The sequence below is a fragment of the Moritella marina ATCC 15381 genome, from assembly GCF_008931805.1.
GTDB classification, from domain to species: domain Bacteria; phylum Pseudomonadota; class Gammaproteobacteria; order Enterobacterales; family Moritellaceae; genus Moritella; species Moritella marina.
The window spans coordinates 3,459,280-3,480,777 of sequence record NZ_CP044399.1 but is presented as its reverse complement, the minus strand read 5'-3'; the positions used below and the strand labels follow the sequence as shown (position 1 = coordinate 3,480,777).

The 21,498-nt window shown below is 41.6% G+C and carries 19 protein-coding genes; 16 read left to right on the top strand and 3 right to left on the bottom strand.

Annotated features, from left to right (window positions below):
* The first annotated feature begins 58 nt into the window (after positions 1-58).
* The 3 genes from FR932_RS15610 (at position 59) to FR932_RS15600 (ending at position 2,794) form a co-directional block, all read left to right on the top strand.
* Positions 59-310, top strand: a complete 252-nt coding sequence (locus FR932_RS15610) for an FAD assembly factor SdhE (RefSeq protein ID WP_019442368.1) — start codon at positions 59-61, stop codon at positions 308-310.
* 43 nt (positions 311-353) lie between these two features.
* Positions 354-707 carry a protein YgfX gene (locus FR932_RS15605; RefSeq protein WP_019442367.1) on the top strand — a complete coding sequence of 118 codons (354 nt, stop codon included), beginning with the start codon at positions 354-356 and terminating at the stop codon, positions 705-707.
* Between the two features lie 161 nt (positions 708-868).
* Positions 869-2,794, top strand: a complete 1,926-nt coding sequence (locus FR932_RS15600; RefSeq protein WP_019628945.1) for a hypothetical protein — start codon at positions 869-871, stop codon at positions 2,792-2,794.
* A 103-nt stretch (positions 2,795-2,897) separates the two neighbouring features.
* Here the strand turns inward: FR932_RS15600 and nadB are convergent, their stop codons facing one another.
* Positions 2,898-4,502: an L-aspartate oxidase gene (gene nadB, locus FR932_RS15595; protein WP_019442365.1), complete on the bottom strand. Its 1,605-nt coding sequence runs from the start codon at positions 4,500-4,502 to the stop codon at positions 2,898-2,900.
* Positions 4,503-4,760: 258 nt separating this feature from the next.
* On the opposite strand from nadB, the gene rpoE reads away from it, so the two are divergent.
* The 10 genes from rpoE to pdxJ all read left to right on the top strand — a co-directional run bounded on the left by rpoE (position 4,761) and on the right by pdxJ (position 13,439).
* On the top strand, positions 4,761-5,339 hold the full coding sequence (gene rpoE / locus FR932_RS15590; RefSeq protein WP_019442364.1) for an RNA polymerase sigma factor RpoE: 579 nt from the start codon (positions 4,761-4,763) through the stop codon (positions 5,337-5,339).
* Between the two features lie 41 nt (positions 5,340-5,380).
* Positions 5,381-5,929: a sigma-E factor negative regulatory protein gene (locus FR932_RS15585; RefSeq protein WP_019442363.1), complete on the top strand. Its 549-nt coding sequence runs from the start codon at positions 5,381-5,383 to the stop codon at positions 5,927-5,929.
* A 13-nt stretch (positions 5,930-5,942) separates the two neighbouring features.
* Positions 5,943-6,992 (top strand): MucB/RseB C-terminal domain-containing protein, encoded by a 1,050-nt coding sequence (locus FR932_RS15580; protein WP_019442362.1) that lies wholly within the window; start codon positions 5,943-5,945, stop codon positions 6,990-6,992.
* Positions 6,993-7,097: 105 nt separating this feature from the next.
* Positions 7,098-7,577, top strand: a complete 480-nt coding sequence (locus FR932_RS15575; RefSeq protein ID WP_019442361.1) for a SoxR reducing system RseC family protein — start codon at positions 7,098-7,100, stop codon at positions 7,575-7,577.
* 92 nt (positions 7,578-7,669) lie between these two features.
* Entirely contained in the window at positions 7,670-9,466 is a 1,797-nt protein-coding gene (lepA, locus tag FR932_RS15570; protein ID WP_019442360.1) for a translation elongation factor 4, read from the top strand.
* Positions 9,467-9,470: 4 nt separating this feature from the next.
* A complete protein-coding gene (gene lepB, locus FR932_RS15565) occupies positions 9,471-10,385 on the top strand; it encodes a signal peptidase I (protein ID WP_019442359.1) in 915 nt (304 codons plus the stop codon).
* Between the two features lie 2 nt (positions 10,386-10,387).
* The gene (rnc, locus tag FR932_RS15560; RefSeq protein WP_019442358.1) at positions 10,388-11,059 is read left to right on the top strand and encodes a ribonuclease III; all 672 of its coding nucleotides are present in this window, start codon (positions 10,388-10,390) and stop codon (positions 11,057-11,059) included.
* Positions 11,056-11,967 (top strand): GTPase Era, encoded by a 912-nt coding sequence (gene era / locus FR932_RS15555; RefSeq protein ID WP_019442357.1) that lies wholly within the window; start codon positions 11,056-11,058, stop codon positions 11,965-11,967. Before rnc ends, era begins: the two co-directional genes overlap by 4 nt.
* Positions 11,968-11,980: 13 nt before the next feature.
* Positions 11,981-12,688, top strand: coding sequence for a DNA repair protein RecO (recO, locus tag FR932_RS15550; RefSeq protein WP_019442356.1), 708 nt, complete (start codon positions 11,981-11,983; stop codon positions 12,686-12,688).
* 13 nt (positions 12,689-12,701) lie between these two features.
* Positions 12,702-13,439: a pyridoxine 5'-phosphate synthase gene (gene pdxJ / locus FR932_RS15545; protein ID WP_019442355.1), complete on the top strand. Its 738-nt coding sequence runs from the start codon at positions 12,702-12,704 to the stop codon at positions 13,437-13,439.
* 79 nt (positions 13,440-13,518) lie between these two features.
* Here the strand turns inward: pdxJ and FR932_RS15540 are convergent, their stop codons facing one another.
* Positions 13,519-13,833: a monooxygenase gene (locus FR932_RS15540; RefSeq protein ID WP_019442354.1), complete on the bottom strand. Its 315-nt coding sequence runs from the start codon at positions 13,831-13,833 to the stop codon at positions 13,519-13,521.
* A gap of 138 nt (positions 13,834-13,971) precedes the next feature.
* Between FR932_RS15540 and FR932_RS15535 the strand changes: the two genes are divergently transcribed.
* Positions 13,972-14,853, top strand: a complete 882-nt coding sequence (locus tag FR932_RS15535) for a LysR family transcriptional regulator (RefSeq protein ID WP_019442353.1) — start codon at positions 13,972-13,974, stop codon at positions 14,851-14,853.
* 90 nt (positions 14,854-14,943) lie between these two features.
* Here FR932_RS15535 and barA read toward each other — a convergent pair whose 3' ends face one another.
* Positions 14,944-17,679, bottom strand: coding sequence for a two-component sensor histidine kinase BarA (gene barA, locus FR932_RS15530; RefSeq protein WP_019442352.1), 2,736 nt, complete (start codon positions 17,677-17,679; stop codon positions 14,944-14,946).
* Between the two features lie 119 nt (positions 17,680-17,798).
* On the opposite strand from barA, the gene rlmD reads away from it, so the two are divergent.
* Together rlmD and relA are read left to right on the top strand one after the other, a co-directional pair.
* Positions 17,799-19,133, top strand: coding sequence for a 23S rRNA (uracil(1939)-C(5))-methyltransferase RlmD (gene rlmD, locus FR932_RS15525; RefSeq protein ID WP_019442351.1), 1,335 nt, complete (start codon positions 17,799-17,801; stop codon positions 19,131-19,133).
* Positions 19,134-19,171: 38 nt separating this feature from the next.
* Complete coding sequence (relA, locus tag FR932_RS15520) at positions 19,172-21,418, top strand: GTP diphosphokinase (protein ID WP_019442350.1); 2,247 nt, start codon at positions 19,172-19,174, stop codon at positions 21,416-21,418.
* Positions 21,419-21,498 lie beyond the last annotated feature (80 nt).

The window sequence follows — 21,498 nt, the reverse complement described above, 5'->3', positions numbered from 1 at the left end:
AGATCTTATTTATTTTTATGGTAGAATTAGGACATGGACAATTAGATAAGGAAAAAAGATGGCTAAGTTAGATTCAAAGGCGCGTTTACGTTGGGCTTGTCGCCGTGGCATGCTGGAATTAGATGTATTATTTCGTCCGTTTGTGGATGAAGCTTATGACGATTTGTCAGACGAAGATAAATTGATTTTCCAACGCTTGTTAGAAGGCGAAGATCCAGAGTTATTTGCTTGGGCAATGGGCCATGAAGTCTGTAAAGATCCAGAATTAGCCTACATGATTGATAAAATTGTCTCAAGAGTTAAAGTGTAGCGTCACGTTACGCCCGTCTAAATACTGGTTGCTGCTGTGTGTTATGGTACATAGCGTGGTACTCGGTTTGTTATTAAACTGGCTTACCCTTATTTCATTGCAATTAGTTTATAGCGTAGTCATTATTGCCTTGTGCTGCATTCAGTGCTGGCAGCATTGGCTACGTCGTCCCACCTTTACCTATTTCACTAGCGGTTATATTCAGTTTGATGTTGGCGATGAGTTATTTGCTATTGAGCAAGGTTCGCGTAGCGCTGATTTGTTTATTCATTTAAGTTATTGCAGTGTGAAGCAAGAAAAAGCACAGCCTCAGTCGCTGTATATTATGCGTGATGCTATTCACGATAATGACTATCGGCGTTTAATCCGTACCATTAAAATATTAAAGTTACGTTGACGCTATATTTATATCAAAACTATTATATCGGTACGATAACTGGCTTTTGAATTAACTTGAAGTGTAAAGAATTTTTTAACTGCTGGTCACTCTATTGCTACGCTGTAAATTTCATCATATTAACTTTCTGCAACAGTCTCACTTTCTATTAAGAGCGAACAATGTCAATGTCTATTCCCACTATGACCCCCATTGCTACATCTAATGCTGACTTATTACCGCTCATCATGGCTGGTCCTATACTGCGCCACTGTGATGAACAACATTTCACTTTGTGGTTTGTCAGTGCGAAGCCATTATCAGAGTTAAGTTTGACCTTGCAAGGTGCGGATTTTTGTCGTGTATTAACGAATGATGAAGTGCATACGGTCAGGCTGGGGTCGCAGGCTTATCAGTATTTAATTAACGTTACAGCGAAGGCACTGCTACCTGCCGATATCAAGATTGATTATCAGGTGCATGATTCTGAACTCGGCGAGCTGTTTGGTTCAGTAGCAGAGCTTGGTTATGGTGAGTGTAAGACCCCGAACTTTATTGTTAAGCCGAATATTACCGAAATTTTACATGGATCTTGTCGTCAGCCACATCATCACAGTGATGATGCACTCGTTGCCGCAGATACTCACTTAGAAGGTTTTAATTCAGTCTCCGAGCGTCCATCACTGTTGATGTTGAGTGGCGATCAGGTTTATGTGGATGATGTTGCAGGGCCAATGTTATATGCAATTGGCCAGGTTATTGAGTTACTAGGGTTACCTCATGAGACATTTACTGACGCCAACATTAATAGCAGTGACGATATTAGCTATAAACCTAGTGAGCTGTATCAGCGTCATCTTGGCCTATTGCCTAAAACAGAATATTCAGCTAAAACCGCTTTGCATGATTGGTATGTGAACCACGCTATCTTTACCTCATCTTCGGCAGAAAATCATCTGATCAGTGTTAGTGAAGTGATGGCATTGTATCTGCTGTCTTGGTCTCCTGAATTATGGCAACAGATCTCGATACCGCGTGATATAGAAGGCTTAAGCGCGGATAATTTGACGCGTTGGCAAAAAGAGTGGGATAGCTTACTGGCTTTTAAAGCGGGTTTGAGTAAAGTACGTCGCTTGATGGCGCATCTGCCTACCTATATGATATTTGACGATCATGATGTGACTGATGACTGGAATTTAACCGCGAAGTGGGAAGAGGCGGCTTATGGTCATGCATTTTCGAAACGCATTATCGGTAATGCTTTAATCGGCTATACCTTGTTCCAAGGCTTGGGTAATAATCCGCAGTCGATGTTGGCTAACTTAGCTGTTCCGCTCGCTAATTATTTCGAGCAACGCTCAACACAAACGCAAGATGACTTAATTGCTATCTTGCTGAAATATGAGCAATGGCATTATACCTTAGCGACATCGCCAAAATTAGTTGTATTAGATACCCGTACAAGACGTTGGCGCAGTGAATCTAATTTAGCCAAGCCGTCAGGGCTGATGGATTGGGAAGCCATGATGGAGTTTCAGCATGAACTAGTGGGACAGGATAAAGTCATTATTGTTTCTCCTGCCCCTATGTATGGCGTTAAAATCATTGAAACAGTGCAGCGTATGGCGACTATGTGCGGCGCGTCGTTATTGGTTGATGCGGAGAATTGGATGGCACACCCGGGCACGGCTAATACCTTGTTGAGTATTTTTATGCACCGTAAAACCCCGCAGCAGTTTGTTATTTTATCGGGTGATGTCCATTACTCGTTTGCGTATAAGATCGGCATTCGTTTTCGTCATGGCGGGCCGCAGATATATCAAATTACCTGTAGCGGTTTGAAGAATCAGTTTCCGGAAAAATTGTTATCTTGCTTCGATAAGCTCAATGCGTGGTTATACGGTTATTATTCTCCGTTGAATTTTTTTACTAAGCGTAAGCGCATGACGATCAGAGGCTGTAAACCTAATAACGACAAAGATAAACGCCTCGTTAACCACAGTGGTATTGGCATGGTGAGTTTTGCTGACAATGGTGCTCCGAGTAAAATTGCGGTATTGCACAGTGACATGACTGAAACCGTGTTTACTCCACCTAAGCATGATTAACAGGCAAAGCTATCTAGATCGTTATTATTGAAGGTAAAGAAAAAGCAGCTAAATAGCTGCTTAATAAAGACACCTTAACTAATAACTAATAACTAATAACTAATTATACCTTAGGTTGTAATATCGTCGGCTCTGGCTCGTCGAACTGCTCTGGATAGTCGAGGGTATAATGCAAACCGCGGCTCTCTTTCCGCTCGAGGGCGCTGCGAATGATCAAGTCGGCTACCGTTACTAGGTTTCTTAATTCCAACAAGTTGTTACTGACGCGGAAGTTACTGTAGTATTCATCAATTTCTTGTTGGAGTAGGTTCACTCGGCGTAAAGCACGCTCTAGGCGTTTGGTGGTGCGCACAATACCCACATAATCCCACATGAATAAGCGTAATTCATGCCAGTTATGCTGGATAATTACTTCTTCATCTGAGTTGGTTACTTTACTCTCATCCCATGCAGGAATACGGTAATCTTTACGGGTTTTATGTAATTTTGATAATACATCGTCTGCCGCAGCATGGGCAAATACAATGCATTCCAATAATGAATTACTGGCTAAACGATTCGCGCCATGCAGACCTGTGTACGCCACTTCACCTATCGCGTATAAGCCACGCATATCAGTTTGACCTGTTAAATCCGTCATTACACCACCACAGGTATAATGTGCGGCAGGTACCGCTGGGATTGGATCTGTGGTGATATCGATGCCTAACTTCAAACAACGTTCATAGATTGTCGGGAAATGACTAATAATAAATTCGGCGGGTTTGTGGCTAATATCTAAATAGACACAGTCACTGCCGAGACGCTTCATTTCAAAATCGATAGCACGAGCGACAATATCACGTGGTGCTAATTCGGCGCGCTCATCAAAACTTGGCATAAAACGCGTACCGTCAGCATGACGTAAATAAGCGCCTTCACCACGTAGGGCTTCTGTTAATAAGAAGTTCTTCGCATCGGGGTGGAATAAACACGTTGGGTGGAATTGATTGAATTCCATGTTGGCTACACGACAGCCTGCGCGCCATGCCATGGCAATGCCATCACCGCTAGAGACATCGGGGTTACTGGTGTATTGATACACTTTACTGGCACCGCCTGTCGCTAAGATAACGAAGCGGGCTTTAATGACTTCGACCTTTTCGGCTTCGCGGTTCCATACATACGCACCAACAATACGGTTGGTCGCTTGATTCAGCTGCTTTGTTGAAATCAGGTCAACCGCGTTAAAGCGTTCCATTAAGGTGATGTTTGGGTGTTGCGAGACATTATCTATTAAGGTGGTTTGTACTACTTTACCTGTGGCATCTGCAGCATGCAGAATACGGCGGTGACTATGGCCGCCTTCTTTGGTTAGGTGGTATTGTTGCTCGCCATTGTCGTCAGCAACTTGGTCAAACGGAGCGCCTTTATCGATTAACCAGTTTAAGCTAGCTGCGGCACTGCTAGCTGTAAAGCTTACAGTATCTTCATCACATAAACCTGCGCCAGCAACCAGTGTGTCGGCGACATGGCCTTCAACACTGTCAGCCTCATCAAATACTGCAGCGATCCCGCCTTGTGCATAAAGCGTTGAACCTTCGGTTAGGCCACTTTTACTTAATACCGTCACTTTAGCGTGATCGGCGAGCTTCAGTGCCAGTGAGAGTCCTGCGGCACCACTGCCGATAATCAGTACATCGCTTTGGTATTCCGCATTTGTTCTCATAGTTTCCACTCGATTTGTAGTATGCTGTTATCTCTATACCCAAGTTACTTCAAGAGATAATGTTAAGTAAGGCATTATAAGCTGTAAAGCACGGGCATTAAAAAGGTATTTTTATTTATTTAGCCTTATTTTGATTTAATTAGTCCATTTACGCATTTTATTTGCTGTTAAAACGAACTTTATTTATATCACGCAGTCTGAAAATTACGCATTAGTAATACTAGTGTCATCAGAATAATAAGAGGTTATGAGTTACTAATGAGTGCAAAAGAAACGGACTTGCAATTAGTTGAGCGAGTTCAAGGCGGTGACAAAGCCGCATTTAATTTATTGGTGACTAAATACCAACAAAAAGTGGCGAACCTGATTTCACGTTATGTATCTGCTAGCGGTGACGTTGCCGATGTGACTCAGGAAGTATTTATTAAAGCCTATCGTGCATTGCCTAATTTTAGGGGCGATAGCGCGTTTTATACTTGGTTATATCGCATTGCCAGTAACACCGCGAAAAACTATTTAATTGCACAAAGTAGACGACCACCTGCCAATGATATTGATGCTGCAGATGCGGAGTTCTACGATGGCAATGACGGTATGCGTGAATCATCAACGCCAGAACGCGTTATTTTAGCAGAAGAAATGAAAGCGGTTATCTTTTCAGTTATTGACGCACTGCCGGATGAATTACGTACCGCGATAACATTACGTGAAATGGAAGGTATGAGTTATGACGATATTAGTATTGTCATGAGCTGCCCAGTGGGTACTGTTCGCTCACGTATTTTTAGAGCACGTGAAGCGATTGAAGTGAAATTGAAACCCTTACTTCAACAGTAAGTTAAACACAGATTACGGACGAGTAAATTTAGGTATTAATTATGATAGAAAAAGAACGTTTATCCTCCATCGTAGACAATGAAAATATTGATGCAGCCTTACTTGATGAATTAGGTCAGGATGAAGCATTATCGTCAAGTTGGCAGCATTACCACTTGATTGGTGATGTGATGCGTGGTGAAACACCTGCAACGGTTAATTTAGACCTTACTCGTGCTATCACTGCGGCTATTGCTGAAGAACCGACATTGGTTATGCCAAAAGAAAGTGCCAATGATAGCTCTTTCTATCAAAAAATTATTCAACCTTGGCTAAAAACCGGTGGTCAATTTGCCATTGCAGCATCAGTTGCGTTAATGGTGATCACGGGTGTGCAATTCAGTAATACTGACGCGCCGATAACAGGACTTGAACCTGCGCTAAATGTGATGCCATTTGCTGGTATTGCATCGCCAGTGAGTTTGAGTATTGAATCGCCTGACGCACGCCAAGTGCAGCCTGAGTTTACCGATGAAGAAAAAGTAGAACAAGTACGTCGCATCAATGCCTTTGTACTTGATCATCAATTACAAAAACGCATACAGCAATAATAGTGAGCCAGTAATGTGCAATAAAAGTGTTGGTGTGTTGATATTGTTGTCTTCACTCTTTAGCCCAATCGCTTGGAGTGAGACGACGCCAGCGAGTAGTCATGTCGATAATACCGTCAATAGTAATGTTATTGCTAACTCTGCTGTAACGCCAAAATTGTCTGCAGACGATTTGTTAGACAAGATGAAAATAGCGTTTAAACAGCTCAATTATGATTTGTCTTATGTCGAGATTGAGCGCGGCAGAATTACGCCGATGCGTTACAGTCATGGGGTGATTGATGATGTGTCTGTCGGTCATTTATTGTCGTTAAACGGCAATCCTCGCGAATATTTACGTCGTGGTGATATTACCAGCTTTTTTGAAGCCGAGCAGCCAGGATACTCGTTATCCTCAACGGCTATACCTGGGCTATTATTCAATTTAATGGCGACAGAACTCACACTTGACGATAGCTTATATCAAGCTATCTATGTGGGGGGGAAATCCCGTGTTACTGGGCGTCTCAGTCAAGTTGTACGTGTGGTCCCGAATGATAAATATCGTTTTGGCTATTTAATTTGGGTTGATACAACCACTAATTTACCGCTGCGTATCGATATGATCAAAGACAGTGGTGAAGTGGTATTCCAAGTGATGGCTATTTCTTTATATCAGTTCCCTGATGTTACGCCTTGGTTAGAACAATTGAACTCAGTAAAATTACCACCTGTGTTATCTGCCATGCAAACAAAAGAATTAATGCCTGAACCAACCAAATCAGAGTGGAAAACCGCTTGGATCCCTGATGGCTTTAAATTGATAGTGAGTAATAAACATCAGATTTCTGGTATCGGTCAAACAATTGATTATATGCAGTTCTCAGATGGTTTAGTGGACATATCTATTTACATCAACACTAATGTGAAAGCGGGAAGCTTAAGCCAAGGATTAGGTGTATCAGGACAAATTAGTTTACAATCTAAAATCACCGATGATATTGAGATTGTGGTCGTGGGCGAAGTACCAAGCGCGACAGCCAAGAAAATTGCCGACTCTGTCGTACGCAATCTTGATGACTAATTTATAATAACAAGCGTGACTCAGTTTAGCGATGCAGTACTTAGCGGTATAGCAAATCATCGTTTTAGTGAGTCACAATTGCTTTAAGCTAAGGTATGCGCCAGTATGATAATTGAAACAGCAGTGGTAAAAAGTGTAACTGGTGATCAAGTATCGGTACAGTGCGAGAGCCAATCAGCGTGTAACCATTGTCATGCCAGTGATAATTGCGGTACAGGTACGGTAGCAAAAGCATTCCCACATCGGATCCACCATTTTACTGTCACTAAAACCGCAGATGTCGTTGCGGGTGATAAAATCGAAATTGGTTTACGTGAAAAGAATTTAGTCACCAGCGCCATGTTGGTTTACTTGTTACCGTTAGCAACAATTTTACTGTCATTGGGTCTGGGCCAGTATTTCTCTCAAGTTTTCCAATTTGAAGGTGAAGGCTTGGTTATTCTCGCGGCTTTTATTGGTGGTTATATTGGTTTCATTGGCACTCGAAAGTTGAGTGTTAAATTTGATCAAAGCTTTGATTTAAAACCTAAAATGCTAGGTGTTGTGGCTCAATCGGAAGTGATAGGACAATGGCGCGCTGATTAAAAGTAATTGAAAGATAGCAGTCATCCCTTAAATCCGTTAAAATCCGCCTCATTAAGTGTCATATCTACTAAGTATTGGATATTATCTAACTCATGAAACACATTCGTAATTTTTCAATTATTGCCCATATCGATCACGGTAAATCAACTTTATCAGATCGTTTAATTTCGCATTGCGGTGGTTTATCTGACCGTGAAATGGCAGCACAGGTTCTTGACTCAATGGATATTGAGCGCGAGCGTGGCATTACAATTAAAGCGCAAAGCGTAACGCTGGATTATAAAGCGAAAGATGGTGAAACATACCAGCTTAACTTTATTGATACGCCAGGACACGTGGACTTCAGCTATGAGGTTTCTCGCTCATTAGCAGCCTGTGAGGGTGCTTTACTTGTTGTCGACGCCGGTCAAGGCGTAGAAGCACAGACCCTAGCAAACTGTTATACAGCGATGGAAATGGATCTGGAAGTTGTACCAATCCTGAATAAAATCGATTTACCTGCTGCCGATCCTGATCGCGTTGCAGAAGAAATCGAAGATATTATTGGTATTGATGCAATGGAAGCAACACGTTGCTCTGCAAAAACTGGTTTAGGTATCGAAGATGTACTTGAAACAATTGTAAGAGAAATTCCATGCCCGTCAGAAGGTTCTGAAGACGCACCGCTACAAGCTTTGATCATTGATTCATGGTTTGATAACTATCAAGGTGTTGTATCGTTAGTGCGTATTACTAATGGTGCTCTTCGCAAAGGTGATAAACTGACTGTTATGTCGACGGGTGAATCTCACTTGGTTGATAAAGTCGGTATCTTCACACCTAAACAAACAGATACTGGCATACTGCACTGCGGTGAAGTAGGTTTTGTTATTTGCGGTATTAAAGATATTTTAGGCGCACCTGTAGGTGATACGCTAACAAATACGCGTAACCCAGCTGATGCACCAGTACCTGGTTTCAGTAAAGTTAAACCTCAGGTTTATGCGGGTTTATTCCCAATTAGTTCTGATGATTATGAAGCGTTCCGTGATGCTCTAGGTAAATTGAGTCTAAATGATGCGTCTTTATTCTACGAACCAGAAAGTTCTTCGGCACTTGGTTTCGGTTTCCGTTGTGGTTTCTTAGGTTTACTACACATGGAAATCATTCAAGAGCGTTTAGAACGTGAATACGATCTTGATTTGATCACCACTGCACCAACGGTTGTCTATGAAGTCGAAACTAAAAGAGATGGTGTTATATACGTTGATAGCCCAGCTAAATTACCAGCATTGAATGATATCGAAGAGATTCGTGAACCAATCGCTGAATGTAATATTTTAGTACCACAAGAATACTTAGGTAACGTAATTACCTTGTGTATCGATAAACGTGGTGTACAAACTAAGATGGATTATCACGGTAAGCAAGTGGCATTAACTTACGAGATCCCGATGGGTGAAGTAGTAATGGACTTCTTTGACCGTTTGAAATCAACCAGTCGTGGTTATGCATCATTAGATTACTCTTTCATCCGCTTCACAGCTGCAGATATGGTACGTGTTGATGTACTAATCAATACCGATCGTGTTGATGCGTTAGCGATGATTACTCACCGTGACAATTCACTTAACCGTGGTCGTCTATTGGTTGAGAAAATGAAAGATTTGATCCCGCGTCAAATGTTCAACATTGCGATTCAAGCTGTAATCGGCTCGCAAGTTATTGCCCGTAGTACTGTTAAGCAAATGCGTAAAAACGTAATCGCGAAATGTTATGGTGGTGATATCAGCCGTAAGAAGAAACTGCTACAGAAACAGAAAGACGGTAAGAAACGCATGAAGCAAGTTGGTAATGTTGAGGTACCTCAAGAAGCCTTCTTAGCAGTGTTGCATATCGGAAAGGACTAGATTAATGGCAACCTATTTTTCATTGATATTGGTACTGGTGACGTTTGTTAGCGGTATTATTTGGGCGTTAGATAAACTCATTTGGGAAAAAGCGCGCGCTGAAAAAGTCGCGTTTGCTCAAACTCAAGCTGAACTACCACCTGAAGCTGTTGCAAAATTAGGGCAAGAATCGTTTATTGTTGAAAATGCAAAATCGATTTTTCCTGTTATTGCAGCGGTATTAGTATTACGTTCATTTTTATACGAACCATTTCAGATCCCATCAGGATCTATGATGCCAACGCTATTAGTTGGTGACTTTATCCTGGTAGAGAAATTCAGTTATGGCGTTAAAGATCCGGTATTACGTTCTACACTTATCGAAACAGGTAAGCCTGAACGTGGTGATGTGGCGGTATTTAAATATCCACCAAAGCCAACAGTCGATTACATTAAACGTGTAATCGGTTTACCGGGAGATCGTATTGCTTATCGTGGAAAACAGGTTTTCATTCAAAAAGCATGTACTGGAACAGACTGTAAAGGGTTTGAAAAACTCGATCTTAGCTTAGTTGAAATAGGCAAATTTAAAGATCAAATGGTGGAATTACAGCAATATACTGAGCAACTAGGGGATGTTGCACATAACATCTTAATTAACCCTAGTCGCCCTGATTTAGCCCGTGATTTTTATCAGCAAGATAATCCGCCAACCCGTCAATATGAGTGGGTTGTACCGGACGGTAATTACTTCATGATGGGTGATAACCGTGACAATAGTGCTGATAGCCGTTTTTGGGGGTTTGTTCCAGAAGCTAATTTAGTCGGCAAGGCCGTGTTCATTTGGACTAGTTTCGAATTTGAACGTGACCAAGATTCTTTGTTACCTGGTTGGATCCCAACAGGTATACGCTTTAGTCGTATTGGCAAATTAAAATAATTATGACAATTTTATTAGAAAAACTACAACGAGTATTAGGTTATCAGTATCAAGATGCTAGCCTATTACAACAAGCACTGACGCACCGTAGCGCTTATTTTAAGCATAACGAACGTCTTGAATTCCTAGGTGATTCAGTACTTGGCTTTATTATCTCAGATGCATTGTTTTGCAAATTTCCTGAGGTGCCTGAAGGTGATTTAAGTCGCATGCGAGCGACCTTAGTGAAAGGCTTAACGCTAGCTGAAATAGCGCGTGAATTTGAACTAAGTGAATGTTTAATCTTAGGCCCTGGTGAATTGAAAAGCGGTGGCTTCCGTCGCGAATCTATCTTAGCAGATACTGTTGAAGCGCTGATTGGTGCGATGTATTTGGATAGTAATATCGAGAACACACGTGAACGTGTGTTAGCTTGGTATGCATCGCGTTTAGATGCGATAAAACCAGGTATCGATCAGAAAGATGCGAAAACACAATTACAAGAATGGCTTCAAGGACGTAAGCAAGCACTGCCACTTTATCAAGTAGTGGAAGTAAAAGGTGAAGCTCATAACCAAGAGTTCACTATTCATTGCGTTATTGAAGGCCTAGAGCAACCTGTTACAGGTAAAGGTACTAGTCGTCGTAAAGCAGAACAAGAAGCAGCCCAAAAAGCATTGGAGCAATTACAATGAGTGATATGACTTATAGCGGCTTTGTTGCCATCGTTGGTCGTCCTAACGTTGGTAAATCAACGTTATTAAACCGCATCCTGGGACAAAAGGTAAGTATTACCTCGCGTAAGCCACAAACGACTCGTCACCGTATTCTAGGTATTGATACTGAAGAAAACCGTCAAACGGTTTATGTTGATACTCCAGGCCTACACATCGATGAAAAACGTGCGATCAACCGTTTAATGAACCGTGCAGCAAGCAGTTCACTAAAAGATATCGATGTTGATGCCGTGGTATTTGTTGTTGATGGTACGCGTTGGACCGAAGATGACGACATGGTATTAAACAAGCTACGTGATATTAAATGCCCAATTTACTTGGCTGTTAATAAAACCGATGCGATCAAAGATAAAGCGGAAGAACTAATGCCTCATCTTCAGGTATTGGCTGAGAAGTTTAACTTCGCAGAAATCATCCCTATCTCGGCAACGAAAGGCACTAACGTAGAAATGCTACGTGGTATTTGTTCGAAGCAACTACAGGAAGGTGATTTTTACTTCCCTGAAGATTACGTAACGGATCGTTCTTCACGTTTCATGGCATCTGAAATCATTCGTGAAAAACTAATGCGTTTCACAGGCCAAGAACTGCCATACTCAACGACTGTTGAGATCGAGCAGTTTAAAGTAAGTGAAAACGGTACGTTCCATATCAATGCGTTAATTTTAGTGGAACGTGATACCCAAAAACGTATGGTTATTGGTAACAAAGGCACGAAACTAAAAACAATCGGTACTGAAGCGCGACGTGATATGGAGACTTTATTTGATAATAAAGTATTCTTAGAATGTTGGGTTAAAGTGAAGTCTGGTTGGGCTGATGATGAACGTGCACTTCGTAGCTTAGGTTACGGAGACGAAGTTTAAATAGCGATATTGCATGGACTTACAAAACGCCTTTGTACTGCATCGTCGCCCTTTTAAGGAGTCGAGTTTATTAATCGACTTCTTTACCATTAACGATGGTAAAATAGCGTTAGTGGGACGTGCAGGGCGAGGGCGTAAAAACAGTCAAAGTGCAATTTTACAGCCGTTTACTTTACTTAATATCGCCTATGCCGGCAAAGGTGGACTCAAGTCTATGCGTCAGGTTGAGGCGGTATCTAATTCATTACCGCTTACCGGTAAGCATCTCTACGCTAGTTTTTACCTCAACGAATTACTTTATCGTTTACTTGCCAGTGAACAAGCTAACCCCGAATTATTTTCTCATTATCAACATGCCTTATTAGCGTTAGCCAAACGTGAACCTCTCGAACCGTTATTGCGTGCATTTGAATTAAATTTAATGCAATGTTTAGGTAACATTGGTGCGTTAAGCTATTGTGCTGATACGATGGATGCCGTCTTCCCCGAGCGTATGTATAAATATGTACCGCATGTTGGGATAGTACCATCCATTTATAAAGTCGCTGTGGGCAGTTCATTTTTAGGTAAAGACTTGCTGGCATTTGAGCAACGACAATTTAATCCAGAAAATTTAGCCGCTGCAAAACGTTTTTGTCGGCAAATTTTGTTACCCTATCTGGGCAACAAACCGTTGAAAAGCAGAGAACTGTTTGTTAATAAACCGCTGAAAAATAGATAAAAGGGAATTAAACGTGAATAAGATCTTTCTAGGTATCAACATTGACCACATCGCAACCTTACGCCAAGCTCGCGGTACGACTTACCCTGATCCTGTACATGCCGCTGCCGTTGCAGAACTAAACGGCGCAGACGGTATTACAGTGCATTTACGTGAAGATCGTCGTCATATTGTCGACCGTGATGTTCGCGTATTAAAAGAAACGATTCAAACACGTATGAATCTGGAAATGGCTGTAACCACAGAGATGTTGGATATTGCTTGTGAGATCAAACCTGAGTTTGTTTGTTTAGTACCAGAAAAGCGTGAAGAGCTGACGACTGAAGGTGGCTTGGACGTACTTGGTCAACAAGATAAGATCACCAAAGCTGTGACGCGTTTAAGCGAAGCGGGCATTCTCGTGTCGTTATTTATTGATGCCGATAAAGAACAAATCGATGCAGCTGTGGCTTCTGGCGCACCCTATATTGAAGTGCACACGGGTGCTTATGCGGATGCTGAATCTGAATCTGAGCAACAAGCTGAACTGAAGAAGATTTCTGCAGGTGTAAGTTACGCGCATCAAGCGGGCCTGAAAGTCAACGCTGGCCATGGTCTACATTATCATAACGTGCAACCAATTGCGGCTATTCCTGAAATTTACGAATTGAATATCGGCCATGCAATTATTGCTCGTGCGGCATTTGATGGTTTAGGTAAAGCAGTGAAAGACATGCAAATTATCATGCAAGAAGCACGTAATAATAGTTAAGATTATTACGCTTAATTAGTCGATGTAAATCAATGTCAAAGCGTTTAGCGACATGTTAAACGCTTTGAATTGTTTAGTATTATGCTGTTTTGGTAATAGGCGCATGATTAATTGTCGATAAAGGCATGTTGATATCGAAAATATAACCTCTCACGTCTGTTATCCCCATACTGTGCAATCGTGCAGTATGCATCGCTAAGTAAGCCTGTGCATACGCTTCATTTTCAAATAAATAAATACCGCCGCCTAATTTTTCTGTTTTATTTTCAGTCCAAATTTTCCAAACCATCCCAGGCTCATGATTGATCGATTTAGCTAACCCAACCATCATTGCCGACATTTCATCACCAAATGGAACTGTGAAATCGAAATCTACTTGTAATAATTTTTGCATGATATATCTCCAATCGTGTATTCGTGAACAAAATAAAGCGGGAGGCTTTTTGTTGTTCTTGTATGTGCACTATAATACCAATAAAAATTGAACATAAAAGTTCATAAAACTGCGTGTAACTGTGGAATAAATAGACCAATGAGATTAAAGACAACACTAGATCAATGGCTGACCTTATCTGAAGTTGATAAGGCGGGAAGTATTCAAGCTGCCGCGACTGTATTGAATAAGAGCCATACCACCTTGATCTATGCAATTAAGAAGCTTGAAGATCAACTTGGCGTATCACTTGTTAAAATAAAAGGCCGACGGGCTGTACTCTCTGAGGACGGTAAGTCGTTATTACGCAGGGCGCAGTCGATGATTGATCAAGCGCAGGCCTTAGAGGAAATCAGCTCTCAGTTAACACAGGGGATGGAATCTGAACTGGTGATTGCCATTGATCATCTATGCGACCGACAGTGGTTGTATGGACCGTTGGCTGGATTCCTTGCGCAGAACAGTACGACATCGATTAAAATTGTAGAAACATCGTTATCAAAAACAACGAGTATGGTAGAAGAGCAACAAGCTGATATTTCTATTATTAACTTTCCAATCACTAACCATCCTTGTGAATCATTTGGTACTGTGAGTATGTTGCCAGTGGTTATAAAAGGGCACCCATTAGCGGGTAAGGCTGAACCTTGTTTGGCTGATTTAACGGTAAATAGGCAAATTGTCATTCGAGATTTAGGCGTGGAAGATAATATTGATGTGGGTTGGCTAAAGTCGAGTCAGCGTATTACAGTCGATAACTTTGATCACGCTTGGCAGGCGGTTAAGCAAGGTTTGGGTTATTGTCGTTTACCAAAGCATATAGTTGAGCAGAATAAGGATTGCGATATAGTAGTGCTTAACGTCGAGTATTCAAATTGTTACCATGTACCTTTGCATCTCACTTTGCCAAAAGGGGCAAAGACCGGGTCTGCGGCGAAAGGGTTATATTATCTGTTATTGGCATCGGTAGATGAAAGATAACAGCAGTGCCTAGCATCCTTGCTGGCACCTTTAATAACCTCACCACCATGTTTGCAATACTGTTATGAAACTAGGTCGAGTTGGATAAGGCTAATTTGGTAGGTAAGGCTGAGCTTCCTTAATGATGGTTTCAATGGCTTCCTGCAATTCAAAGATTTCCGGTTCGACATCTTCGATTTCAGCCCCCTTACGTAATCCGCGTTCAATTTGGTCGGCCAAATTCTGGATTGGCAATACCCCACAACAAGCAGCACCGCCGTGGAATTTATGAATAATTTTCTTAAATTCAGAGCGTGACAAGCTACGTGCTAATGCTTGTTCCAAATGCTCGCTGATTTCAGGCAGACTATTGATAAACATTTCTAACATATCTACCGCAAGATCCTCTTTCCCCATAGAACGCTGTAAGGTCAACGGCCAATCTAAAATGTGATTTTTCACTGTGGTGTTATCATGCGATGAGCCACTCCACTGTTGTAGAGTGCGCTTCAAAATAGATTCATCAATTGGTTTGGTTAAGTAGTCATCCATCCCTTTACTCAAGAGGCGGTCACGCTCACCACTCATCGCATGTGCGGTGACTGCAATGATAGGCGTTGATTGGTTGCGAGTACCCGATCGAATAGCTCTACAGGCGCTAATACCGTCCATTATAGGCATTTGGATATCCATAAAGATAATATCAAAATCCATTTCATTGGCTTTCGCTACGGCCTCGGCGCCATTGGAGCATATTTCTATCGTCGTGACGGAATCGGTCAGCATCGCGCTAATTAATTTTAGGTTCGCAGGATTATCATCGACGGCTAAAATAGACAGATCTACTTTGGCTTTTGGTTTTTCTATTTTTAACTGTGGTACAGGCAATTCATCAGGCTTTTCGAGGTAAGCTAATGCGTTTACTAATTTACGGTGGTTACACGGTTTCGTCAGGCAGTGTTTTGCGCCGATACGAATAATTTCTTCTTGCAGACAAGGGTCTGATGAATTAATGAGTACCACGACTGCAGCATTAATGTCATGGCACTGACTCATCTTGTCATACATCGGCGTTAAGTTGCTTTCATCATTTTGGGCAATCACAACACAGTAGTAAGGCTGATTAATATAGTGCTGCCATTCTGCTTCATTAGCACAATGTAATACGTCTAAATCCCAGCTATTCAGCAATGAGATTAATGACCGAGCAGAGTAATTATCTGCTTCATACAAGAGTACTTGTTTACCTTTAAAGTTACTTACTGGTAGTGGTTCTGATAATGAATTAGCGGTAACATTAAATTTCAATGAGAATTTAAAGTTAGAGCCTTGCCCCAAGTCTGAATCAAGTGAGATCTCTCCACCCATAAATTCAACTAAACGTTGGGTTATCACTAGGCCTAAACCGGTACCACCATAACGACGTGAAATACTGGTGTCAGCCTGATTAAAGGCTTGAAATAGTTGTGCTTGTTGCTGATCTGAAATACCAATCCCAGTATCGCGGATATTGGTTTGAATGGTGACACTATTGCCGGTCCATTCCAGTAATTCGATATGGATATCAATATTACCATTTTCAGTAAATTTGATTGCATTACCCAATAAATTGGTGATGACTTGTTGGAAACGGAATGGGTCACCAATAATACCATCAGGTACATTTTTATCGACGTGTAGCGATAATTCCAGACCTTTATCATGTACGGTTGGTGCGAGTAGTATCGCCGCTTCTTCAATCGTGTCTCGTAGGTTAAAGGGTATTTGTTCTAAGGTGAGTTTACCGGCTTCAAGTTTAGAAAAATCAAGAATGTCATTAATAATATTAAGTAGATTATTGGCTGATTTTTCAATTGTCTGTAAATAATCCGTTTGATTCGGGCTCAGCGATGTTTTTAATAACTGACGAGAGAAACCGATCACCCCGTTGAGTGGCGTTCTTAATTCATGACTCATGTTCGCCAAGAATTCAGATTTAACCCGTGCAGCGGCTTGGGCTCGTTTTTTCGCCATATCCAATTCAATATTTTGGATCTCAATTTGTTCTAATGTTTCGCGCAGATCGGATGTCGCTTGATCAATGTTTTGCTGCATTTCTTCATGATACGCCGACAGTGATTTAGCCATGGAGTTAATACCATTTTTGAGCAGAGCTAATTCACCTGTGTGATCACCTGTGACTCGGGCATCAAGCCGGCCCTCCCTGATCCTATCGACAACGGTAACCATGTCGGTAATGGGCTGGGTTACGTTTTTAACTAATCGCCAGGAGAAGATAAGCGCAGTGAAAAAGCCCAGTAACACAATAAAGACCGATACTGTGGTATCACGGTATTGCAGTAATATGGCTTTGTCTCGAATCAATTGAATCGATAAGTAACCGAGGATCTGCTCTGGATTTTCTAAGTTTAACGGGAAGTTGTTATTGTCAATTTCGGCAATAATAGGTGAACGTAGAATAATGTAATCATCAAGCACTTCGACTTGAGTAGTTTCCGGTAATTTGATCCCGTCGGGATTTTTCAATACCGAAAAATTACGGTGATAATTACTGGTTACAAAGAGTTTATTATTGGTATCAAAAATGGCGATACTTTTAATGGTGGGGGCAAACTTGCGATGGGTTAAACCGAGCAGTTTTTTCAGCGATTCACGGCTGTTTTGTAACATCCCGTATTCGCTGGCAATTGCCAGTGGTTCGATAATATTAACACCTTGCTCAATAAGCACCGTTTCTAATTGCTGATAACGGTTAAAGGTGAAATAGCTGGCTAATAATGTACCGATCAAAACAGTCGGTAAAATTGTCAGCGACATTACTTTGGCACGAAGTCCGTATTTAGTCATAAAGTCATCTTATTGGTATCGGGTTTAATGCCATCTACAGAAGTTATTTAAAGTATAAAGCGGGAAAGCAGGTTAGAATAATACCTTAATGATGACATAGGCAATAGTTGTATATCAATATGGCGCAAATTTATAAAGCAAAAAAAGTACAGAAAACTCCGAGTAAAGCGGTCGAGATCACTATTGAGAAGTTAGATCACCAAGGTCTAGGTTTGGGTCGTCTTGATGGCAAAGCGATATTCGTTGCTGGTGGACTACCAGGTGAGCGGGTATCAGTGAATATTACTGAGCAAAAAAAGCAATATGCGAAAGCGACATTAAGAAAAGTACTCACTCCTTCTGAGCAAAGAATAGAACCTGCGTGCCCACATTATGCAACCTGTGGCGGCTGTAGTTTACAAACACTGGATAGTGACGTTCAGGCTGATTATAAACAAACAGCACTGTTTAGTTTATTACAGAACTTCAGTAAAAATAACGATATTAACTTTGCCGATCCTATTTTATCCCAGCCTTGGGAATATCGCCGTACAGCGCGTTTAAGTGTCATGTTTGATCGTAAAGCCAAGCAATTAGTCTTTGGTTTCCGTGAGCGTAATAGCAAATCATTGGTCGCGATTAATCAATGCCCAGTATTAGTACCTGCGTTGTCTGCATTGATCCAACCTTTACGCACATTACTTGCTACGCTTACAGTACGTCGTGATTTAGGTCATATTGAGTTGTTTGCGGTAGATTCTGGCATTATTTGCTTATTCCGTATTTTAAAACCGTTAAATGCGAAAGACCAAGGTCTATTGCAAGCTTTTGCTAATGAGCAGCAAGTCAGTGTGTACCTGCAACCTGAGCCAGAGTCCGTGGTTAAATTAACACCGGATACACCCGCCGCGTGGTATCAACTGAGCGACGGTGAATTTAAACTCAGTTTTACACCGGGTAACTTCATTCAAGTTAACCCTGTTGTGAATAACAAAATGGTGGCACAAGCATTAGACTGGTTGGATTTAAACGCTGAAGATCGCGTATTAGATTTGTTCTGCGGTGGTGGTAACTTTAGTTTGCCGATTGCACGTTTATGTCATTCTGTTGTGGGTGTTGAAGGCGTTGATGAAATGGTGCGTCAGGCACAAATTAATGCAATGGCGAACAATGTCGATAATGCCACATTCCATCAAGCAGACCTATCGGCTGATTTTTCTAAGTTACCTTGGGCTAAAAATAGTTTTGATAAAGTACTATTAGATCCGGCCCGAGCAGGTGCTGCTGAAACAGTGCAATATTTACATAAACTAAAAGTGAAGAAAATTGTCTATGTATCTTGCAATCCAGCAACATTAGCGCGAGACTCGAAGCTGTTGATGGAAAAGCATTATAAATTAACATGCCTTGGTATGATTGATATGTTCCCACAAACGGGACATGTTGAGTCAATGGCGTTATTTGAACGCGTTTAACGCGTATTTTTAAATTTTATCTTGTTAGGAATTAAGACATGGTTGCGGTACGTGATTCTCATTTGACCAATCCGGAAGATTTTGATGCGAAAACTTGGACGTCTTCGCTAGCACTCACCTCGACAGAGCAAGATGAATTATTTGAGCTATATACTCAATTAGCATTAAAAGAAGCAGCTGAATCTGTCGAAGATGAAGCTGATTTCCGTTTCCCGTTGCTTGCTTACGGGGTGGAAATGATCGAAATATTGATGACGATGGATATGGACATGGATACCTTAAAGGTAGCCTTGTTGTATCCATTTTTTGATGCCAAATTATATGATAATGAACAAATTGAAAGTTTGTTTGGCAGTAAATTATTACCACTACTTGTCGCTGTTGTAGAGATGGACGCGATCCGTACGCTACAAGCTAAATCACAGAAACCATCAGAAACGCAGATCGATAATCTACGCCGTATGTTAATGGCGATTGTTGATGATGTGCGTGCTATTGTGATCAAGTTAGCAGAGCGTATTTGTCATCTTCGCCAAGTTAAGAATGCGTCTGAAGAAGAACGCGTTCTAGCAGCCAAAGAAATTGCTGATATTTATTCTCCGTTGGCAAACCGTCTTGGTATTGGTCAGTTGAAATGGGAACTCGAAGATCTTTCGTTCCGTTATTCTCACCCAGATACCTATAAGCAAATAGCCAAGCTGTTACTTGAACGCCGTATTGACCGTGAAGAGTTTATTGATAGCTTTGTATCGCAAGTGAAAGAGGGTGTTGAAGCCGCTGGTGGTCGTGTTGAAGTGTATGGCCGCCCCAAGCATATTTACAGCATCTGGAAAAAGATGCAGAAGAAGAATTTGGATTTCACCGGTCTTTATGACGTCCGTGCTGTGCGCGTGATAGCTGCCGAGTTGCAAGATTGTTATGCGGCATTAGGTGTGATCCACAACTTATTCCGTCCTATACCAAGTGAGTTTGATGATTACGTGGCAAACCCAAAAGCCAATGGTTATCAATCTATTCATACTGTGGTTGCTGTTGGAGACGAGAGTAAAGCGGTTGAAGTACAGATCCGTACTAAACAAATGCATGATGACGCTGAATTAGGTGTTGCTGCGCATTGGCGTTACAAAGAAGGCGCTGATAGTACTAAAAAAGGCAGCTACGAAGAGAAAATTGATTGGTTGCGTAAGTTACTGGCATGGCAAGATGACATGGCTGAGAGTGGTAGTTTAGTTGATGAGCTACGCAGCCAGGTGTTCGACGATCGCGTTTATGTTTTCACACCTAAAGGTGATGTGGTTGATATGCCACAAGGTTCAACGCCGTTAGATTTTGCCTACTATGTGCATAGTATGGTTGGTCACCGCTGTATTGGTGCCAAGATCAGTGGCCGTATCGTGCCGTTCACGTATGAGCTGCAAACTGGCGATCAGATTGAGATCATCACCCAGAAAAACCCGAACCCCAGCCGTGACTGGTTATTACCAAACTTAGGGTATGTAAAATCAGCACGTGCACGCGCTAAGATCAATACCTACTTTAAACGCTTAGACCGCGATAAGAATGTGGCTGCGGGGAAAGACATGCTTGAAGGTGAACTGCACAAACTTAAGCTACAGCTGTCTGATGCTAGCTGTGCGTTTGAGCGTTTTAATTCTAATACCTTAGAAGATTTATTAGCTCAGGTTGGTAGTGGTGATGCACGTCTTAATCAAGTGATTAATCACATTAAGGTGTTGTTGTTACAGCCGACAGCTGAAGAAGAAGATAAATTAGCGCTAGAATTGGTTGATCAACAAGTTCTAAAGTCACAAAATCAGCCGAAGAAAAAACGCAGTAAAGATCATATTGTGGTTGAAGGTATGGGTAATTTGATGACCCATATTGCCAATTGTTGTCAGCCGATCCCGGGTGATGACATTGTTGGTTATATCACCCAAGGCCGTGGTATCTCGATTCACCGTAATGGTTGTTTGCAGTATGCGGATTTAAGTAATCGCCAGCCAGAGCGTATTATCGATGCGGTTTGGGGTGGTGACTTTAGCGGTGGTTATGGCGTGACGCTGGTGGTACATGCCAGTGATCGTAGTGGCTTGCTACGTGACTTAACGACTATTTTCGCTAACGACCGTATTCATGTGGTGGGGATGAATACCCGCACTGATGCGAAATTGCAAACAGCGACATTAGAAATCAATATCGAGCTCTATAATATTGACACCCTAAGTCATTTGATTAACCGTATGAGCCAGGTGAAAGGGGTTATTTACGCGAAACGCTTAAAATAACAGTTGATGGAATAATGTAGCCTGATTTAATTATATAAAAGCCAGTATTGTTAACACAATATTGGCTTTTTTATTGGTCA

Excerpts from the sequence above, each read along its gene's own strand:
- FR932_RS15610 (WP_019442368.1), top strand. The coding sequence starts at position 59 with ATGGCTAAGTTAGATTCAAAGGCGCGTTTACGTTGGGCTTGTCGCCGT.
- FR932_RS15605 (WP_019442367.1), top strand. The coding sequence starts at position 354 with ATGGTACATAGCGTGGTACTCGGTTTGTTATTAAACTGGCTTACCCTT.
- FR932_RS15600 (WP_019628945.1), top strand. The coding sequence starts at position 869 with ATGTCAATGTCTATTCCCACTATGACCCCCATTGCTACATCTAATGCT.
- nadB (WP_019442365.1), bottom strand. The coding sequence starts at position 4,502 with ATGAGAACAAATGCGGAATACCAAAGCGATGTACTGATTATCGGCAGT.
- rpoE (WP_019442364.1), top strand. The coding sequence starts at position 4,761 with ATGAGTGCAAAAGAAACGGACTTGCAATTAGTTGAGCGAGTTCAAGGC.
- FR932_RS15585 (WP_019442363.1), top strand. The coding sequence starts at position 5,381 with ATGATAGAAAAAGAACGTTTATCCTCCATCGTAGACAATGAAAATATT.
- FR932_RS15580 (WP_019442362.1), top strand. The coding sequence starts at position 5,943 with ATGTGCAATAAAAGTGTTGGTGTGTTGATATTGTTGTCTTCACTCTTT.
- FR932_RS15575 (WP_019442361.1), top strand. The coding sequence starts at position 7,098 with ATGATAATTGAAACAGCAGTGGTAAAAAGTGTAACTGGTGATCAAGTA.
- lepA (WP_019442360.1), top strand. The coding sequence starts at position 7,670 with ATGAAACACATTCGTAATTTTTCAATTATTGCCCATATCGATCACGGT.
- lepB (WP_019442359.1), top strand. The coding sequence starts at position 9,471 with ATGGCAACCTATTTTTCATTGATATTGGTACTGGTGACGTTTGTTAGC.
- rnc (WP_019442358.1), top strand. The coding sequence starts at position 10,388 with ATGACAATTTTATTAGAAAAACTACAACGAGTATTAGGTTATCAGTAT.
- era (WP_019442357.1), top strand. The coding sequence starts at position 11,056 with ATGAGTGATATGACTTATAGCGGCTTTGTTGCCATCGTTGGTCGTCCT.
- recO (WP_019442356.1), top strand. The coding sequence starts at position 11,981 with ATGGACTTACAAAACGCCTTTGTACTGCATCGTCGCCCTTTTAAGGAG.
- FR932_RS15540 (WP_019442354.1), bottom strand. The coding sequence starts at position 13,833 with ATGCAAAAATTATTACAAGTAGATTTCGATTTCACAGTTCCATTTGGT.
- FR932_RS15535 (WP_019442353.1), top strand. The coding sequence starts at position 13,972 with ATGAGATTAAAGACAACACTAGATCAATGGCTGACCTTATCTGAAGTT.
- barA (WP_019442352.1), bottom strand. The coding sequence starts at position 17,679 with ATGACTAAATACGGACTTCGTGCCAAAGTAATGTCGCTGACAATTTTA.
- rlmD (WP_019442351.1), top strand. The coding sequence starts at position 17,799 with ATGGCGCAAATTTATAAAGCAAAAAAAGTACAGAAAACTCCGAGTAAA.
- relA (WP_019442350.1), top strand. The coding sequence starts at position 19,172 with ATGGTTGCGGTACGTGATTCTCATTTGACCAATCCGGAAGATTTTGAT.